Below are 15,190 nucleotides of genomic sequence, written 5' to 3'. Positions count from 1 at the left end.
AGGTAAGCGAACCACGCCGAACTTCGCTGGTTAGGCCGGGCGCCGCGGCAATTGCGATCTCTATTCACCGCTCAATTGAGTGCGCCATCACCTGAATTCTCATCAGCGCCTTCCAAGGGACCGGCCGCGAACGGAATGAGCAACAGTCCGAGCAGCGCCACGCAAGCGAGGAGGGCCCAGGCTTCGTTGGCGCTGAGCGCGAACGCGGCCTTTTCGACCATGGGACGCAGATAGGCTTCAACCGTGGCATCGGAGACCTGCGGAGGGCGGTGGGTAAACAGCGTGACGTCAAGCCCGATCGCCTGAGCCGCAGTCACATCGCCCGCAATCAGGCGCTCGCGCAAAGCGTCGGCATGCCCGCCGGTGCGCCCGTAAAGGATCGTATCGATCAGCGCGATGCCGATTGCGCCCCCGAGGTTTCGCATCAGGTTGAACAGGCCGCTTGCGTCGGGTACCCGTGATGCGGTCAGCGAACCCAACGCCAGCCGGGTCGGAGGCAGCAGGCAAAACATGATCGCAACGCCGCGCAAGACTTGCGGCCAGAACATTTCTTGGAAGTCGGCGACACGGCTCTCGAATGCACTGCAACCCAGCCCGATCGCGAACAGACCAAACCCCGCCGCCGACAACCAACGGGGATCAAACCTGCTTTCCAGCAGGCCCGCAATCGGCGCGGTGGCAAGCTGCGCAACGCCGGTGACGAGCATGATCGTGCCGATTTCAAATGCGTCATGATGTCGAACATAAGCGAGGAAGACCGGCATGAGATAGACCGAGCCGAACAATCCAACTCCGAGGAAGAAGCTCAATGCGCAACCGATCGCAAACGAGCGCGATCTAAATGTCGACAGTTCGACCACCGGATGCGCGGCCCTGAGTGTTCGGATGGCGAAGACGGTTGCCGCGGCAGCACTCAAGACGATCAGGATGGAGCAGAATGGAGAAAGCCACCCGCGTTGCGGGCCTTCCTTCAGACCGATCTCCAGGCATGCAAGCGAAACCGCAAGAAGTCCGAGAGACGGCACGTCGAGTGTAGCCAGATCAGAAAGCCGGGGTCGTTCGCGCGGCAGCAGCATTGGCGTGGCGAGTGCGGCGACCACCCCGGGAGCGACATTGATCAGAAACAGCCAATGCCAGGACCAGGTGTCGGTGATCCAGCCACCGACCACCGGCCCGACCGTGGGCGCCAGCACGGCCATAATGCCGGCCATGGTGGTGGCAACGGGATGCAAACGGATCGGAAACAGCAGGAAGACAGCGGAAAAAACCGCCGGAATCAGCACGCCGCCAGCGAAACCCTGAAGCACGCGGAAGCTTACAAGCGTCGTAAAACTGCTGCTGAACGCGCAGCCGATGGAGGCAAGGGTAAAGAGGCTGATCGCAATAACGAACAGCCATCGCAGCGTCAGAACGCGCGTAAGCCACCCGGTCAGTGGAATGGCGATGATCTCGGCGATCAGATACGCGGTTTGAATCCAGCTCATCGCCTCTCGCGATATGGCGAGTGTACTCTGGATCGTGGGTAGCGAAGTGGCGACGACCTGAATGTCGAGGATCGCCATGAACATGCCGAGGCACATCAGGACGAAGCCAAGCCACGTAGCTGCACTCGGCTCGGTAACCCGTTCAGTCATTATGCGCCACGCACAATGTCTCACGGGATGCGGCGAGGGCGAGGTTTTCGGCCCGTATGCGGATCGCGAGAACCGCGGCGTTGAGGATGGTGAAGACGATGGCCAGCAGCGGCAGACCCAGAACCAAAGGGAGCACGGCGATCTCGCCGGCAACCACGGCATAGTTGGGATGCGACAGAAATCGATAGGGTCCCGCTGACACGAGCGGCTGTTCGGGCAGAACAATAATCCGCGTCGTCCATCGTGAGCCGAGCGTCCAGATGATCCAGAAGCGAAGGCACTGAAGGATAAGATAGCCGGCCAGGGCAACGACATTCACCGGTTGGTCGCGGCCGAACACCCACAGCGACAACAGCCAGGCGGCATGAACCATGATGATCAACGGATAATGCCGGGGGGCCACCTCGACGGCGCCGCGGGCCAGGAGCTTTCGAGTGTTGGCGCGCGAAATGACGAGCTCGCCGACGCGCTGCAGTGTGATGGCGCCGAGAATGAGTTCAGCAAACGTCACGCAGTGTGCCGTAGCGTGACACAGCTCGCGGTGAAGCCGGGTCCGAGCGCCGTCAACAGTGAGCGCGCCGGCAGCCCTTTCGCGCGAGCCTGCTCAAGCACGAACAATACAGTGGGTGACGACATGTTACCAAAGTCGGCGATAATCTGTCGTTCATGGGAAAGCGTTCCTTGGTCGAGCGCGAGCGCGCCTTCCAATGCACAGATAACCTTCGCGCCGCCGGGATGGCAGATGAACCGGTCAATGTCTTCCACCGAAAGACGCATTCTGGAGAGAATTTCGGTCACGGCGGAGTTGAAATGCCTCGTGACGAAGTCAGGTATGGTGCGACGAAAGATAACGCCGAATCCTTCCGGATCGACACTCCATCCCATAATGCCAAGCGTATCCGGCCAAAGGTGTTCGCCGGCAGCCTCGATCTGCGTCGCACCGCCATCGCCCGCGCGCAACACGATTGCAGCAGCGCCGTCGCCAAACAGGCTGACGGCGACGATGTTGGCTTTGGTAAGTTCGTCCAGGCGAAGTGCGAGTGAGCAGAGTTCGATCGTGACCAACAGCACGTTGGTGCCAGGGCGCGCTTGGGCGAGGCGCGACGCAATCGATAGACCCGAAACCCCGCCCGCACAGCCGAGACCAAACACCGGTACACGCATCGTGTCGGACCGGAAGCCCATCCGGCGAGCAACGCGCGCCTCGAGACTTGGTGTCGCGATTCCCGTGGAAGAGACGGTCACGACAGTGTCGACATCGCCGCCAGCGAGTTGCGCGCTCGCCAGCGCCTTCTCGGCGACATCGACAAATAACGCTTCAGCTCCCTCGAGAAAGGCCTCGGTGCGTTCGGGCCAGCCTCGTCGTTCGAGATACCAGTCGAACGGCTTGACGCCGTGACGCTTGACTATGCCGGTATTCGAGAAAATGCTTGAGAACCGTTCGAATTCGGGAAAGCGGGCGCCGAAGACATCCCATGCCGCCGTCAGCACGTCCTCTTGCAAAAACACGTGGGGAGGCACCGACGTCGCCAGGGAGACCAGCGCAGTCGGAGGCATCGGGGATCCTGGTGTTGCTGTCATCAGCATAAGAAACATCGGCGCGGTGCAAATATTTCGACGCTTGTAAGAAATGATCTAGCCGGACATGTCACTAAAACTTGAATAGCGTTACGACTTCCCAGGTTTGGATTCGACATGCAGAGGTTGTCGCTTCCGCCCAGCGAGGCATTCGAGCGCCATCAGAATCTGACCATGGTCCATCAAACTGTTGCCAACGCGATTGTTGACGCCGTCGCGCACTCCAAGAAGTGAGCTGTCCAATGACCGAGATCGACCTTGTCAACGTGTTCACCCACACGGGGCGCGGCGGCAACCCCTGTCCAATTGTCATCGATGCATCGAACCTGACTGCTGAGGGGATGCAGTCGGTGGCCCGGCACTTCGGGCATGAGTCGGGCTTCGTCCTGCCGGCTCCCAGCGGCGACGCCGACTTTGCCTTCCGGTTCTGGGTTCCGCGACACGAGATGGAGATGTGCGGTCACGCAACCATCGGCGCGCTCTGGGTCCTCGCGACCAAGGGGCGCTTGCCAGGCGAACAGGTCCGCATCGAGACACGCAGCGGATCGGTGACGGGCTATGTCGATCGTGTGGACTCGGGTGAACCGTCCGTCGAGATCAGCCAGCCTGTCGGCAAGGTCGTCGATCTCTCGCGTGCCGAAGAGGAGGACGTTCTGTCGACGCTCAAGCTGTCGCGCCGCGATCTGCTTGATATGCCGGTGCAGAACGCCGTCACCTCACGCGTGAAGACGCTCATCCCGATCAAGGGCGTCCGCGAGCTCAATGAGCTGGTGGCGGACCCGGCGCAGATCGAGGCGGTCTGCGGGCGGATCGGGTCCACCGGACTTTACCCCTACGCCGTCGAACATCAGGGCGAACGGCGCTTCGAGGCGCGACAGTTTCCGAAGTCATCAGGCTACCCGGAAGATGCTGCCACCGGCATTGCCGCCGCGGCGCTCGCCTTCGGACTGCTCAAGAACGGCTTGGTCGAGCGCAACAGCGCGCGGATCACCATCATGCAGGGCCGGGCGATGGGGTCGTTGTCCGAGATTCGGGTGCGGCTTGGCTTCGCCGACAGCCGGCCCGTGGGTTGCCTGCTTGGAGGCTCCGTCACGCGCGCGGAGCAACATGTCTTGCAGCCCTAGCAGGTCGGCGTAGAGACGGCGCGCTAGACCTGGGCCTTCGGCGCTGTAGCCAGAAAATCGATCATGGCGCGAACGCCGGGCAACGCGCTGCGCCGGGACGGAAGCGCGGGCCATTTTTGTTTTGGGATACGCCCGGTGGCAACATCAGCCGATCCCTTGCGCACTCCACAAATCAGTCGTGCGCGAATGCCCTCAGTCTGGAAAGCTCAGGATCATCTTGAGCAGTTTCGGAAACCGCGCGTTGATGTCCTCTTCGCGCAAAACGTTGCGGTGCTGGACGCCTTGCTTTGACGTCCGGATCAGGCCGGCCTCCCGCAGGATCCGAAAATGGTTCGACAGGGTCGACTTCGCCATGTCAGGGCAAGGCGCCGCCTCGGTGCACGACATGCAGTCGTTTTGCGCGGCCAGGCTTTTGACGATGCGCAGCCGCATCGGATCCGCGAGAGCTCCAAGCACCCCGGCGAGTGTAATCTCGTCCCGCGATGGGTGAACGAACTGCACCATGCCCAAAATATAGCACGTCCCTTGAACTCATTCAATAGTTCACTAGTATTGAACGATTGAATATCGGCATCCCGCCGAACAACGGAAGACATGCGATGACCAAGAGACTCGAAGGCAAAGTTGCGCTCGTGACCGGCGCATCCAAAGGCATTGGTGCCGAAATCTCCGCCCGGCTTGCGGCCGAGGGTGCGGCGGTTGCCGTCAACTACAGCGCCAGCAAAGAGGCCGCCGACCGCGTGGTCGCAGCCATCGTCGCCAAGGGTGGCAAAGCCGCCGCCGTCCACGGCAACCTGGCCGATGCCAAAAACGTGAAAAGCGTCGTCGCCGAGACCGTGAAGGCGTTCGGTGCGATCGACATCCTCGTCAACAACGCGGGCATCTACGAGTTCGCGGCGCTCGAGGCCATCACGCCTGAGCATTTCCACAAGCATTTCGACCTCAATGTGCTCGGGCTTCTCTTGATTTCCGGGGAAGCGGTGCAGCACTTCAATCCCAATGGGGGCAGCATCATCAACATCAGCTCCGGCGTATCGACCATCGCGCCGGCGAATACCGCCGTCTACACCGCGACGAAGGCATCGGTGGATGCGATCTCCTCCGTGCTGTCGAAGGAGCTTGCGCCGCGCAAGATCCGCGTCAACGCCGTCAATCCGGGCATGATCGCCACCGAAGGCGTCGTGTCCGCCGGCCTGCACGAGGGCGACATGCGCAACTGGATCGAATCCACCACCCCGCTCGGCCGCATCGGCAAGGTTGAGGAGATCGCTGCCGCGGTGGCCTTCTTCGCTTCGGACGAAGCCTCCTACGTCACGGGCGAGACACTTCACGTCACCGGCGGCCTTCGCTGACGCGCGACGTGCGCTGGCGGCCCGAAATCGCTGAACGGCGTCGTCCCGGCATGGTTGCGGTAGTGTATCCCGCAGCCACGTTCGGACTTCACCGGTCCCGATGAGAAAATGGCTCGCATCAAGCGAGCCATTTTTAATCTGCGGGTGAGAGTCCTGATGTCACCGCGAGCCTCGCAGTGAGGCAGCGGCACCGTCGGATCCGAGCTTTACGGCTTGTCGTCGGTCTCTTCGCTTTCCGAAAGCGCGCGATAACGCACGAGATCGGGATCACCATCCATGTAGAGCCCAATGAAGCCCCGATAGCCGAAGTCGTCGCGGAGAAGCACGAGCAGCCGATCCAGATCCTTGTAGGTACGATCTTCCTTGTCGCCCCAGGTTCGCAGCGGCAGGAATTCGCGTCGCCAGCTCGGCCGAACATAGGCCAGGTGTTCGGCCATACCCTCGATCGTCTTGGTGATGATGAGGACATTGCGCAGGTGCCCGCCATTTTGCAGCTCCTGCTTGATTTCCCCTTCCTGTAACCCTTTCGCCAAGGGTCGCTCCCGCAAATTGATCGCCCAAAGGGCGAAGACCACACGGGGGCAGACTTCCTTGCGCCGACCAATCCGCAGTCGCTTCCCGACTTGCGGTCCGGAAGATTCGGAGCGAGTCGGACTGCTCCGTGGCGAAAGCTGCCTCCGACCCTGTGTCTATCAGCGAAAGGGGTTGCCTTGCGAGCCGACAATGACGTGACGCGCACAGCAAGCGCTTCGATCGCTGCTGCATGCACACTTCGGCGTGCCGACGTTCTCCCGGCGATGCGATTGAAAAATCGATGTAACATCAGCTACATCGATAGGTTTGCAAACGCGGCGAGATGCTTCAAGCTAGCGGTCGATTCCGATGCGTGTTCCCCTAGGCCAATCCGCCGCCCGGCTCTTGCAGGTGGCGGAAGGCGGCGGGCACGTTGACGGAGTTGTGCGCCCAATCGAACAGGCTGTACTCACCGTAGTGCGCCATGGCGACCGCCTCGAGCGTGGCCTCGATCGATCGACCTTCTGCGATCGCCGTGCGCACGGCGCTGTCGAGCTCGCGAAGATAGCGAAGCGGGAATTCGATGTCCGCGGGACGCATCGGCCGCCCGTGGCCGGGAATGATGGTCGCGTCTTCCGGCAGGAAGTCGCGCACGCGCGCAAGGGTCGTAATCGTCTCCTTGTGCCGCCCTTCGAGGAGCCACGGAAGCGCCGGAGACGGTGCTTGGATCATGTTACCGACCCAAAGCACCTTCGCGTCTGGCGCCCATATGACCAAATCGCCTGGCGTCTGCGCGAACCCAAAGTGACGGACCTCGACGATGCGGCTGCCCAGATCGACGCTGATCATGTCGGGGACAGTGATGTCAGCGGCGCGTGCCTGCACGCGTTCGATGCCCTTCCCCTTACCCATGAGGCTGATCATGAAACGGCGATCGTCCTCGAAGCTTTCTTCCATGTAGCGCTTGGTCGCCGGATGCTGAATCACGACAGTGCTGTCGGGGAACAGGTAATTCCCGTAGGCATGGTCACCGTGATAGCTGGTGTTGACGAGGAAGCGGATCGGCTTCGACGTCACTTGACGTACGAGCCCGATAAGCTGCGAGGCGAGCTCGCCATTCAGCATTGACTCGACGACGAGTACGCTGCGTTCGCCGATCACGAAGCCGGCCGTGGTGGCGACGTGGTCTTTCTCGAACACGTCGTCAGGCATGACCGCGAAAACGCCGGGAGCCAGTTCGTTTGATGTGAGGTTGACCCGAGCCGCATCCCAGGGCGGCGTTGCTTCTTGCTCACCGTCCTGCGTCATCGGATGGGCCTCCTGTTTAAATGATGCCAAACAACCGCACTTTGCGGACGCCGTTACTTCGCTGCTGCGCGGGCGGCCTGTTCGATTGCGTCGGCCACGACTTCAGGGTTGGAGACGGGGACGGCGTGCGAAGCGTTGACCTCGATGACGGTAGCGTGGGCGCGATCGGCTTCGAACTTGTATTCGTCGACCGGAATGGCGCGATCCTGCAGGGGCCTGACTTGCCAGCTCGGCTTGCTCGTCCATGCAGCGGATGTCAGCGGTTCGGTCAGGGCCGCCAGGTTCATGGGGCGTTGACCGGCGAGCATCAGGGCGGCCACGCTCGCGGGCACGTCGGCGGCAACGTTGCTGTGGAACTTGTCGGGCTGGTAGAGGAGATACGTGCCGCTGGTCCCGTCGGGCAGGGTGTACGTGGTCGGCTCGACGGATGTGGGGAATGTGCTGCCGGGGTACCGTTCGAGCAAATGGGTTGCGGCCTCCCCGACCGCGGGCATGATGGAGGCCGCGTAGACAAGGCCCTTGACCTTGGGGTCGTCCCCGGCCTGCGTGATGACGGCCCCGCCATAGGAGTGGGCCGCCAGGATCACGGGCCCCTGGATCTTGTCCAACTGGCTGCGCAAGTACGCGGTGTCGATTGCCGGGCCCAGCAGCGGATTGCCGAAGGCGACGACCGGGTAGCCGTCGCGCTGCAGCCTCTCAATCACTCCATTCCAGATCGACGCGTCTTCGAAGGCCCCGTGCACAAGGACGACAGTGGGCTTGGGCGATTCCTGGTTCATCGTGAGTCCTTTTTCAGGAGAATTAGGGGGAGGTCGCGTCGTTGAAGTGTTCGTTAAGTCGCGTCGCCCAAGCTCATCATCTGCCTTGCAACGAAGAGCCTCGGTAAGACGCTCTATTTCTGGGCGATGACGTGAAGCCGGTGCACCTTGGGAGCTTCGGAAAACAGCTCGCCTGCCTTCGCGAACAGCGCCTTTGCAAGTTCGCCGTTCAAATGCGCGTCTCGTCCGACTTCGTCATTGAACGTGTCGATGATTCCGTAGCGTCCCGGCTCCTCTTCCTTGAGCCCGTACCACGCCGCTATTCCGGCCTCTGCCTTCGCCATCGCGGCGCCCTGCTTCAGGAAAGCTTCGACTTCCGCTTCTTTGCCCCGATTGGCTTTCAACTCGACGAAGAAGGCGAACTTGGCCATGCCATTGATCCTTTCGGTTGCATCCGACTGTTGGACGTCTCTATATAAAATGCGTTTTTATAAAAATACACCAAAGAACGAGTGGGGTTGGTTCGCTTTGCCGTGATCGAAGCGAATAATATATCTACGTAATTTCAATTATTTAGAGTAAGTATCATCTTCGGTTGCGAGTCATGATCCAGATTGGATTTGGCAATTTATAAGCGTCATATCAGAAGTCGTTTTTACAAAATCACTGGTGGTCTCGATCATCGCGGCCCTGCCGTCTTCACGGCTCGTGCGGTGAGATGAGCGGTGCCGAAACGATGAATGAGGTCGTCGCGGTCACGCGCCCGATTACGACTTAGGACCTGCTCGGAGTCCCACCGAGAGGTGGAAGCAACTGTTGCGCGGTGTGAGGCGATAGCTGCTCGATGGCCGCTCGAAGGTGGGCCGCGGCCTTCGAATGCTCGGGCCCATCGAGCATGCGCAATGCTTCCAGCATGAGCGACAACGCCACCGAGGCATCGGAGATCGCGTCCGTCATGATCGTTCCTTTCGATGCGTGCACGATCTTCAGAGCGTCGGCCCTCGGCATCGACGTCGCGGGACGCGCTCACATCATCAGTTCGGTGTCCTTGATGTCGGCGATGGGCCCGAGGATCGCAGGGTCAAATTCATCCAGAGAACTGCGGTCCAACAGACGCTTGGGCAGGTCGGGGTTGGCCAAGGCCCCGCGGCCTATCGTGACGACATCGGCGCCATCGTCGAGCGCAGCCACCGCCTGCTCGATGTTGTGCAGGCTGCCATTGGCGAAAATCGTCGCTTTGGGGGCGTAGCGCTTGGCGAGGCGCATCAATGACGGGCCGTCCTCGGCGAAAGCGGGTTTCCACGCCTCAAACTCGGTCACATGGACGAAGTCGGCGCCGGCATCGCCGAGGCTGCCGAAGATGATTTCGGCGTCACGCTCCGCACCCGCCCATTTGTGATGATAGTCGTTCACCTTGCCTTGCGAGATGCGGACGCCGACCGGCACCGCGCTCCCGACCTTCGCGCGCACCGCCTTGAAGGTTTCCACGATTAGCCGCACGCGGTTCTCCGTGGCGCCGCCCCAGCGATCGGTTCTGCTGTTGGCGTAGTCGGTCAGGAACTGGTCGAGCAAGTAGCCGTTGGCGCCGTGAATCTCGATGGCGTCGAACCCGGCGACGTGGATCGCTCGCGCAGCCGAGCCCGCGAAGCCGGCAATGGCGTCGGCGATCTGCTCTTCCGTGATGGCTGCCGGCAGCGCGTAGCGGTCCTTTCCGTGATAGAATGTCATCTGCTCGCCCTTGGGCTGAATGGCAGACGGCCCCACCGTGCTGTCGCGAAAGCGATTGCCTTGACTGATCGCTCCGGCATGCATCATCTGGGCGATGGCCACCGCTCCGTGCGCCTTGATGCCGTTGACGACCGGCTTCCAGGCCATGGCCTGCACGTCGTCGGTCATGCCGGGCTGATGGACGTAGCCCTGCGAGAACGCCTGGTCTGTGTAGATGCCTTCGGTGATGACCGTTCCAAACCCGCCTCGCGCGAACCGCTCGTAGTATCGCGTCATGGTTTCGGTAGCCCGGCCGTCCTGGGTCGCCGTGATGCGCGTCATTGGCGCAACAGCAAGACGGTTCTTCGCGGTACGGCCGTTTATATCGATTGGCGTGAAAAGCGCCTTCGCTTCGCTGTCCATCATTTTTGAATCTCCAGAGACTTTACCTTCGGGAGTGGCCTCCCTTGCTGGAGATCGATTTAAAGCTCGCCGTGAGCCGACAGAAGCCCGGCTGGAAGCTAAGCACTTTATCGATTATCGTTATAAAATGGATTTCGCAGATGTGGCCCTGTTTCGCAGCATCGTGACCGCCGGTAGCCTGTCTGCTGCGGCGCGAGAGATGGGCACAACGCCGATGTTGGTCAGTCGAAGGCTCGCAGCGCTCGAAGCTGAGCTGGGCGCGCGTCTGTTTCATCGGACCACGCGCTCGCTATCGCTCACCCCTGAGGGCGAGGCCTTTTTGCCTCACGCCGCCGCCCTGATAGCCGCCCGCGATTCAGCATTCGAGTCCGTGTCGTCCGCCGGCTCGGGCCTCTCAGGCGTACTCAAGGTCACCGCGCCGAACGTCATCGGCCATGCCGTCATCGTACCCGTCGTGGCCAAGCTGATCGCGGACAACCCGGCGCTTCGGGTCAATCTTGTCCTGAGCGACGATCGCGTCGACATCGCTTCGATGGGTCTCGACGTTGCGATCCGCGTTGCGCCGATGAAGCCTTCCGACATGATCGCAACAAGGCTCGCCGACAATCCCTACATCCTCTGCGCATCGCCAGCCTATATCGCTCGCTTCGGCGAACCGGCAACGCTGGGCGATCTGGTGAGCCACCCCTGCATCAAGCTTCATGCGATGGAGACCTGGCCGTTCGTACGTGGAGGTGAATTGGAGCAGATCCGGATCGCCGGCCCGCTGTCGGCCAGCACGGTCGACGCTGTTCGAGCGGCTTGTCTTGCGGGCGTGGGGGTCGCCATGATGACCTATTGGGATGTTTACGAGCAGATTGAACGCGGAGAGTTGAAGCGGATCGTTCTGGCGGATGCCGCGCCGGTTGAGCTTGGGATATGGGCGGTTTTCCTGACTCGCGCGCAAATGCCGGTCCGGGTAAGAGCGTTCATTGATGCTCTGCGAAAGCGGCTGCTTGCGGGCACACTGCCGTGATCGTCGCGACGTGCAATCGCCGGCGAGCGGGAAAGCTCGCCGGCGACGTGTCGCCTTGGGCAGAGTGCAACCTGTTACCGCGTCAGGCGAACCAGATCCTGCCTTAGCAGATAGAAGGAGACTGCGAGCAGCACGACGTCCTTCATCAGGAAGGGCACGTTGCCCGTCATCGCGGGGAAGCCTCCCGCGGCGAGGTCCCAGCCCTCCGGCATGAAGGGAATGATGGTGACTGTCGCGATGAAGGTGCCGGTCGAGCCGAGGGCGCCGAGCACGCCAAGCCGGTGGCTCCAGAAGCCCGCGAGCAGCAGCGCGCCGAAGGTCCATTCGGAAACGCCGAGGAAATAGCTGGCGCCGGCATGGCCGAACACGGGATAGAGCCACCAGATCAATGGGCCGTTGCTGATGAACGGGACCAACCGTTCGAATTCGTACGGAAACCACTTCTGGTAACCGAAGAAGAAGAACATGATCACCATCGAGGCGCGGACGACATGGTAGTCGAGATCTTCCGCGAGTAGGCCGGATCCCTGCAGGGCGCGAACGAGAGGATTTTGGGCAGTGTGGGTGTTGGCAAGCATGGTCATGGTCGTGATCCCTGATGTGAGATGAGCGACGTGGCGGCCGTCGCGTTAGGCGACCGCCGGGAAGTCGATCTCGGTGTCGTTGATGCGGTTGAAGACGTTGGTGAACACGGTGGTGGCAAAGGCGAGGCTGATGTCGACGAGCTGCGCGTCGCTGTAGCCGGCGGCCTTGATCGCGACGAAATCCTTGTGGCTGACGGTGCCGCTGGTGCGCGCAAGCTTGTCGACGAAAGCGACCAGCGCATCGCGCTGGGCATCACCGGTGGGCCGGCCATCGCGGATCTGCTTCAGGACCTCCGGCGCCAGGCCGACGAGCTTTGCGAGATGGCTGTGGGCGGCGACACAATATTCACAGCCGGCGGCTTCGCTGATGACGAGCTTGATGATCTCCTTGTCGGACTTGGTCAGTCCGCCGGAGGCGAGCACAGTGTCGGCAGCGAGCACGGCCTTGAGCGCAGCGGGGCCATGGGCGGCGATGGCCGCAAAGGTGTTCGGCACGCTGCCGATGGCCTTCTTGATCTGGGCATAGACCTGGCCGGAGGGGCCGGCGTCAGTTTCGAGGTTCGGGACGGAAAGTCGGGACATGGTGGCACTCCGTGTTGGGTGGTGAACGATTGCGGAGTGACAGTAGGGTCGCGATGTGAGATGTTGAATGCTTGATAGGCTTGTATATATGCTCAATCGTCTCAAATGACGTGCTGAGAGGTGAATACGATGGATTGGCTGAGCCGGCTGTTTGAGATGATGCCGGTGCGCGGCCGTCTGGACCTGCGCTGCTCCTACGGCGCGCCCTGGCGGATCGAGCAGGGGCCGGGCGAGGTCAACGAGATCCCGTACCATGCGGTGCTCGCAGGCTCGGCGGTGCTGGACGATCCGGCGGGAGGCCGGCCGTTGCTACTGGAGGCCGGCGACATTCTGCTGCTGCCGCGCAACCCCCGGCACGTCATGCACGACGGCAGCGGAGCCGCGCCGCTGAAGGCCCGCAACCGCGCGTCACTCAACTTCACGATCAGCGAGAATCCCGGCTCGGACGCCCGGCTCGATCTGCTGTGCGGACATTTTTCGATCGCCCCGCCGCACGACCGGCTGCTGCGCAACTATCTGCCGCCGGTGCTGATCGTGAGGGCCGGCGCGCAGGCCGGAGAGCGGGACACGGCGGGGCAGCTCGCGGGTCTCGTTGCCTTGATGCGCGGCGAGACCGCAGACGATCAGCTGGGTGGCCGCGCGATGCTGAACGCGTTGTCGATGGCGATGTTCGCGCTCGTGCTGCGCCTCGCCAGCGAGACCGGGGACGCGCCACGCGGGCTGCTTGCGCTCGCAGGTCACCCACGCCTCGCGCCGGTCGTTGCGGCCATGTTCAATGCGCCCGCGCGCGCATGGACGCTGCCCGAGCTCGCGCAGCTCGCCAACATGTCGCGTGCGACACTCGCTCGTCAATTCCAGGAGAAGGTCGGACGTTCGCCCAGCGAACTGCTGACCGACATCCGCATGACGCTGGCAACGAACGAACTGAGGAAATCCTCGCTCTCGACCGGAGCGGTGGCTGAAGCGGTCGGATATCTGTCCGAGGCGGCGTTCCAGCGGGCGTTCAAGAGCCACATGGGCATCACGCCCGCGCAATGGCGAAAGGCTGCGCAGACGCCTGCGACGATTGACGAGCTGGAGCTGGCGAAGAGCGCAGAGACGGCATCGGCTGGTGAGAATGCCTAGGCAGGCGAGCGTGAGGTGGCCGGGCTAGCTCAGCATCCGCGGCAGATGATGAGCTTGCGATCCAGCATCTGATCGCGCTGCTGCTGCTCGCGCTCCCAGGCCGACAGAGCATCCGATTGAGGCGCATCGGCCCGGCTCGGCTGACGGTGGCCGACCGGAGCGAGCCAGGGCAGGCGCGACGTCGGCTCGGCCGAGGCGAAACGCGCGGCGGCCCGCGACGGCAGATCGGGGAGGGCGTCGAGAGAGCTGTTCCGGTCGGAGGCATGTGCGGGCGACAGCAAGCCGATCAGGAGAAGGCCCGCAAAAGCGGAGCGGATCGAGCGTGTCTGGTTCGAACGATGGGACATTGTGGCGCTCCCGTAGTGGAGGCTCGGGATGAGCGGCTCCGTTGAGGGCCACAATAATCGTGGACGCGAAACGCTGAATGCTGTGCGATCTCGAAGATATGCTCGTTCGTCTCACGAGCGTCGATGGAGGGGACTGGTTGCAGCTTCAGCGGGCCGGCCACCAGGCGTTGGCTCGGCGACCACCTCGGCGATGTCAAGATTACGATCGGGGCCGTGTGGAACCACCAATTGGCCGGGTTCGAGACGAAGCTGCGTGCCATCGAGATGGACCGTCACGATGTCCGGCTCGAACGATACAAAATTGGAGATGCGGCGGACTTCGGGATAGGCGTCGGGATACGACCATGCCGCCTGGCGCGCGTCTCCGATGGAATAATAGCTGCAGAGGCCCTTGTACGGGCAGAAGGTCTGGAGCTTTACCGGAGTGAGGGCAGACTCATCGATGTCGGCACGTGGAACATACCAACGGGGTGCAAAGCCGGACTCGTAAAGGACCAGCGGCTGCTTTGTATCGGCGATGACCCGGCCCTGGTGGTTGACCACGAGGTTACGAGAGGTCTGGCGGATGTCGATGCGGTGATAGGGATCGGCGGCATGGCCCACGATGCGTTCGTCTTCCTCGTAGAAGGCATCCATGGCCCGCCAGGCAAAAGCGATCAGACCCTGCAGATCGCCTGCATGGGCGGGCAGGTTGGTGTGCCGCCATGCTCCGCGCGCCGTGATGCGTTGCTCGTCGACTCGAACGCTGTACCAAGACGTCGGCCCAAGATCGGCGTGTTGAGTGATGTGCTCGGTGCGTTCCAGCACATGTGGGGAAACATCGGCCTCCGCGAAATAGGCCACGGGATAACGGCCCGGTTCGAAAAGCAGGAGCACCCGTTCGCTATCGGCGATCCAGCTTCCCCCAAAGCGCACGCGGAGGCGGCGGCGTAATGGTTCGACGTACAAGATTCGCTTGGGCAGCGGCTCGGGGACGAGAAAGCGGCCGATTGCTCCCGTTGAAAGCGGGCCTTGTTGCCAGGACAGTCCCAACTGATCTCTCCTTGCAGCGCACCGTCGGTCGGTGGCGGACCTGTTCCGGCCCGTGCTTGGCTTCGCCGGCGCGATCCGATGGCTATATTTCGTCCGCGGCCCGGCCTT

General features: G+C 62.1%; 17 protein-coding genes. 4 read left to right on the top strand and 13 right to left on the bottom strand.

What is annotated here, in order from left to right:
• Positions 1-71: 71 nt before the first annotated feature.
• From AC1DW2_RS03135 to AC1DW2_RS03125, 3 genes are read right to left on the bottom strand one after another with little or no spacing between them, the layout of a single operon-like run.
• Positions 72-1,634, bottom strand: a complete 1,563-nt coding sequence (locus AC1DW2_RS03135; protein ID WP_477005220.1) for a DHA2 family efflux MFS transporter permease subunit — start codon at positions 1,632-1,634, stop codon at positions 72-74.
• The gene (locus AC1DW2_RS03130) at positions 1,627-2,145 is read right to left on the bottom strand and encodes an isoprenylcysteine carboxyl methyltransferase family protein (protein ID WP_477005219.1); all 519 of its coding nucleotides are present in this window, start codon (positions 2,143-2,145) and stop codon (positions 1,627-1,629) included. The genes AC1DW2_RS03135 and AC1DW2_RS03130 overlap by 8 nt, the downstream gene beginning before the upstream one ends.
• Positions 2,142-3,191: a type III polyketide synthase gene (locus AC1DW2_RS03125; RefSeq protein ID WP_477005218.1), complete on the bottom strand. Its 1,050-nt coding sequence runs from the start codon at positions 3,189-3,191 to the stop codon at positions 2,142-2,144. The genes AC1DW2_RS03130 and AC1DW2_RS03125 overlap by 4 nt, the downstream gene beginning before the upstream one ends.
• Before the next feature lie 263 nt (positions 3,192-3,454).
• Here AC1DW2_RS03125 and AC1DW2_RS03120 point away from each other — a divergent pair, with 263 nt between their 5' ends.
• Complete coding sequence (locus AC1DW2_RS03120) at positions 3,455-4,336, top strand: PhzF family phenazine biosynthesis protein (protein ID WP_477005217.1); 882 nt, start codon at positions 3,455-3,457, stop codon at positions 4,334-4,336.
• 192 nt (positions 4,337-4,528) lie between these two features.
• Here the strand turns inward: AC1DW2_RS03120 and AC1DW2_RS03115 are convergent, their stop codons facing one another.
• The gene (locus AC1DW2_RS03115; RefSeq protein ID WP_028148917.1) at positions 4,529-4,840 is read right to left on the bottom strand and encodes an ArsR/SmtB family transcription factor; all 312 of its coding nucleotides are present in this window, start codon (positions 4,838-4,840) and stop codon (positions 4,529-4,531) included.
• A gap of 95 nt (positions 4,841-4,935) precedes the next feature.
• Here AC1DW2_RS03115 and AC1DW2_RS03110 point away from each other — a divergent pair, with 95 nt between their 5' ends.
• Positions 4,936-5,688, top strand: a complete 753-nt coding sequence (locus tag AC1DW2_RS03110; protein ID WP_477005216.1) for an SDR family NAD(P)-dependent oxidoreductase — start codon at positions 4,936-4,938, stop codon at positions 5,686-5,688.
• A gap of 206 nt (positions 5,689-5,894) precedes the next feature.
• Here AC1DW2_RS03110 and AC1DW2_RS03105 read toward each other — a convergent pair whose 3' ends face one another.
• The 5 genes from AC1DW2_RS03105 to AC1DW2_RS03085 all read right to left on the bottom strand — a co-directional run bounded on the left by AC1DW2_RS03105 (position 5,895) and on the right by AC1DW2_RS03085 (position 10,358).
• A complete protein-coding gene (locus AC1DW2_RS03105) occupies positions 5,895-6,263 on the bottom strand; it encodes a hypothetical protein (RefSeq protein ID WP_477005215.1) in 369 nt (122 codons plus the stop codon).
• 319 nt (positions 6,264-6,582) lie between these two features.
• Entirely contained in the window at positions 6,583-7,509 is a 927-nt protein-coding gene (locus tag AC1DW2_RS03100; protein ID WP_477005214.1) for an MBL fold metallo-hydrolase, read from the bottom strand.
• A 53-nt stretch (positions 7,510-7,562) separates the two neighbouring features.
• Positions 7,563-8,288, bottom strand: a complete 726-nt coding sequence (locus AC1DW2_RS03095; protein ID WP_477005213.1) for an alpha/beta fold hydrolase — start codon at positions 8,286-8,288, stop codon at positions 7,563-7,565.
• Positions 8,289-8,401: 113 nt separating this feature from the next.
• Positions 8,402-8,698, bottom strand: coding sequence for a putative quinol monooxygenase (locus AC1DW2_RS03090; protein ID WP_063980866.1), 297 nt, complete (start codon positions 8,696-8,698; stop codon positions 8,402-8,404).
• Positions 8,699-9,293: 595 nt separating this feature from the next.
• A complete protein-coding gene (locus AC1DW2_RS03085; RefSeq protein WP_477005312.1) occupies positions 9,294-10,358 on the bottom strand; it encodes an NADH:flavin oxidoreductase in 1,065 nt (354 codons plus the stop codon).
• Here AC1DW2_RS03085 and AC1DW2_RS03080 point away from each other — a divergent pair.
• A complete protein-coding gene (locus AC1DW2_RS03080) occupies positions 10,270-11,412 on the top strand; it encodes a LysR family transcriptional regulator (protein WP_477005212.1) in 1,143 nt (380 codons plus the stop codon). The genes AC1DW2_RS03085 and AC1DW2_RS03080 overlap by 89 nt on opposite strands.
• Positions 11,413-11,486: 74 nt before the next feature.
• Here AC1DW2_RS03080 and AC1DW2_RS03075 read toward each other — a convergent pair whose 3' ends face one another.
• Positions 11,487-11,996, bottom strand: a complete 510-nt coding sequence (locus tag AC1DW2_RS03075; protein ID WP_014498377.1) for a YkgB family protein — start codon at positions 11,994-11,996, stop codon at positions 11,487-11,489.
• A 45-nt stretch (positions 11,997-12,041) separates the two neighbouring features.
• Complete coding sequence (locus AC1DW2_RS03070; protein WP_477005211.1) at positions 12,042-12,578, bottom strand: carboxymuconolactone decarboxylase family protein; 537 nt, start codon at positions 12,576-12,578, stop codon at positions 12,042-12,044.
• Positions 12,579-12,707: 129 nt separating this feature from the next.
• Between AC1DW2_RS03070 and AC1DW2_RS03065 the strand changes: the two genes are divergently transcribed.
• Positions 12,708-13,703: an AraC family transcriptional regulator gene (locus tag AC1DW2_RS03065; RefSeq protein WP_477005210.1), complete on the top strand. Its 996-nt coding sequence runs from the start codon at positions 12,708-12,710 to the stop codon at positions 13,701-13,703.
• 29 nt (positions 13,704-13,732) lie between these two features.
• Here AC1DW2_RS03065 and AC1DW2_RS03060 read toward each other — a convergent pair whose 3' ends face one another.
• On the bottom strand, positions 13,733-14,050 hold the full coding sequence (locus AC1DW2_RS03060) for a hypothetical protein (protein WP_071916798.1): 318 nt from the start codon (positions 14,048-14,050) through the stop codon (positions 13,733-13,735).
• A 111-nt stretch (positions 14,051-14,161) separates the two neighbouring features.
• Positions 14,162-15,082: a DUF427 domain-containing protein gene (locus AC1DW2_RS03055; protein WP_208089006.1), complete on the bottom strand. Its 921-nt coding sequence runs from the start codon at positions 15,080-15,082 to the stop codon at positions 14,162-14,164.
• Positions 15,083-15,190 lie beyond the last annotated feature (108 nt).

It is taken from the genome of Bradyrhizobium sp. P3_C3 (genome assembly GCF_056402655.1).
Note: the sequence above shows the minus strand (reverse complement) of the source record. Positions and strands in the feature narration are given on the sequence as shown.